Consider the following 2,500-nt stretch of genomic DNA (forward strand, 5'->3'; position numbering starts at 1 on the left):
ATGTGGAGTTGCTTAGACAACTAGGATGTTGGCTTAGAAGCAGCCACCATTTAAAGAGTGCGTAATAGCTCACTAGTCGAGTGACTCTGCGCCGAAAATGTACCGGGGCTAAATACACCACCGAAGCTGCGAATTGATACCAATGGTATCAGTGGTAGGGGAGCGTTCTAAGTGCAGTGAAGTCAGACCGGAAGGACTGGTGGAGCGCTTAGAAGTGAGAATGCCGGTATGAGTAGCGAAAGACGGGTGAGAATCCCGTCCACCGAATGCCTAAGGTTTCCTGAGGAAGGCTCGTCCGCTCAGGGTTAGTCAGGACCTAAGCCGAGGCCGACAGGCGTAGGCGATGGACAACAGGTTGATATTCCTGTACCACCTCTTTATCGTTTGAGCAATGGAGGGACGCAGAAGGATAGAAGAAGCGTGCGATTGGTTGTGCACGTCCAAGCAGTTAGGCTGATAAGTAGGCAAATCCGCTTATCGTGAAGGCTGAGCTGTGATGGGGAAGCTCCTTATGGAGCGAAGTCTTTGATTCCCCGCTGCCAAGAAAAGCTTCTAGCGAGATAAAAGGTGCCTGTACCGCAAACCGACACAGGTAGGCGAGGAGAGAATCCTAAGGTGTGCGAGAGAACTCTGGTTAAGGAACTCGGCAAAATGACCCCGTAACTTCGGGAGAAGGGGTGCTTTCTTAACGGAAAGCCGCAGTGAATAGGCCCAAGCGACTGTTTAGCAAAAACACAGCTCTCTGCGAAGCCGTAAGGCGAAGTATAGGGGGTGACACCTGCCCGGTGCTGGAAGGTTAAGGAGAGGGGTTAGCGTAAGCGAAGCTCTGAACTGAAGCCCCAGTAAACGGCGGCCGTAACTATAACGGTCCTAAGGTAGCGAAATTCCTTGTCGGGTAAGTTCCGACCCGCACGAAAGGTGTAACGATTTGGGCACTGTCTCAACCAGAGACTCGGTGAAATTATAGTACCTGTGAAGATGCAGGTTACCCGCGACAGGACGGAAAGACCCCGTGGAGCTTTACTGTAGCCTGATATTGAATTTTGGTACAGTTTGTACAGGATAGGCGGGAGCCATTGAAACCGGAGCGCTAGCTTCGGTGGAGGCGCTGGTGGGATACCGCCCTGACTGTATTGAAATTCTAACCTACGGGTCTTATCGACCCGGGAGACAGTGTCAGGTGGGCAGTTTGACTGGGGCGGTCGCCTCCTAAAGTGTAACGGAGGCGCCCAAAGGTTCCCTCAGAATGGTTGGAAATCATTCGTAGAGTGCAAAGGCATAAGGGAGCTTGACTGCGAGACCTACAAGTCGAGCAGGGACGAAAGTCGGGCTTAGTGATCCGGTGGTTCCGCATGGAAGGGCCATCGCTCAACGGATAAAAGCTACCCCGGGGATAACAGGCTTATCTCCCCCAAGAGTCCACATCGACGGGGAGGTTTGGCACCTCGATGTCGGCTCATCGCATCCTGGGGCTGTAGTCGGTCCCAAGGGTTGGGCTGTTCGCCCATTAAAGCGGTACGCGAGCTGGGTTCAGAACGTCGTGAGACAGTTCGGTCCCTATCCGTCGTGGGCGTAGGAAATTTGAGAGGAGCTGTCCTTAGTACGAGAGGACCGGGATGGACGCACCGCTGGTGTACCAGTTGTTCTGCCAAGGGCATAGCTGGGTAGCTATGTGCGGAAGGGATAAGTGCTGAAAGCATCTAAGCATGAAGCCCCCCTCAAGATGAGATTTCCCATAGCGTAAGCTAGTAAGATCCCTGAAAGATGATCAGGTTGATAGGTTCGAGGTGGAAGCATGGTGACATGTGGAGCTGACGAATACTAATAGATCGAGGACTTAACCATATAATATGTAGCAAATGTTATCTAGTTTTGAAGGAATATGCCTTCATAGTTTGGTGATGATGGCAGAGAGGTCACACCCGTTCCCATACCGAACACGGAAGTTAAGCTCTCTAGCGCCGATGGTAGTTGGGACCTTGTCCCTGTGAGAGTAGGACGTCGCCAAGCAACTTTAAGACGAGTCAGAATGACTCGTCTTTTTTGTGTTTTGTAACTTTTTTTAAAGTTAATTACATATCTATATAAGTTTTATTCGATTTCTTTCGTGATTTTTGATATGTAATTTAAGATTTTCTATTTTATTTCTTAAAGATAAGATTCACCGGTGTGTTAAAATAGTACAGTTGTTTTTTGATGTACTTTAATATAAGAAGATTTAAGTTAGAAAAGGAGATAATATGAAAAGGATAGGTATAATTACTATAGTAGTCTTAGTCCTTCTAGTAATCGTGTATATGTTAGTTGGGAATTATTTTTATAACTACGCGTTGAATGCGAAACAAGAAAAAGAATTTTTGCAAGATAATCCTCATTTAGTAGAAACGGTAAATGCATCGGGAGATGTATTGGCTACAAATGAAGAAAAGAATGCGAACTTCGTATCGAAGTATAAACCTAACACATTAACTATACGTTCTTTCGATAAATTGAATTTAAA

At 47.4% G+C, this 2,500-nt stretch carries 1 protein-coding gene and 2 rRNA genes (2 of these 3 only partly in view); all 3 read left to right on the forward strand.

The features are described 5' to 3' along the window. Nucleotides 1-1,845 (forward strand): 23S ribosomal RNA (locus AC241_RS01565); it begins 1,077 nt to the left of the window's first position. Between the two features lie 49 nt (nt 1,846-1,894). Then, nucleotides 1,895-2,010, forward strand: a 5S ribosomal RNA gene (rrf, locus tag AC241_RS01570). A 230-nt stretch (nt 2,011-2,240) separates the two neighbouring features. After that, a protein-coding gene (locus AC241_RS01575; protein ID WP_016083751.1) for an alpha/beta hydrolase crosses the window boundary here: on the forward strand, nt 2,241-2,500 show its beginning. 700 nt of this gene lie beyond the right edge of the window; the window shows 260 of its 960 coding nt (coding positions 1-260); it begins with the start codon at nt 2,241-2,243; its stop codon lies off the right edge, out of view.

The organism is Bacillus thuringiensis (assembly GCF_001182785.1).
GTDB classification, from domain to species: domain Bacteria; phylum Bacillota; class Bacilli; order Bacillales; family Bacillaceae_G; genus Bacillus_A; species Bacillus_A thuringiensis_S.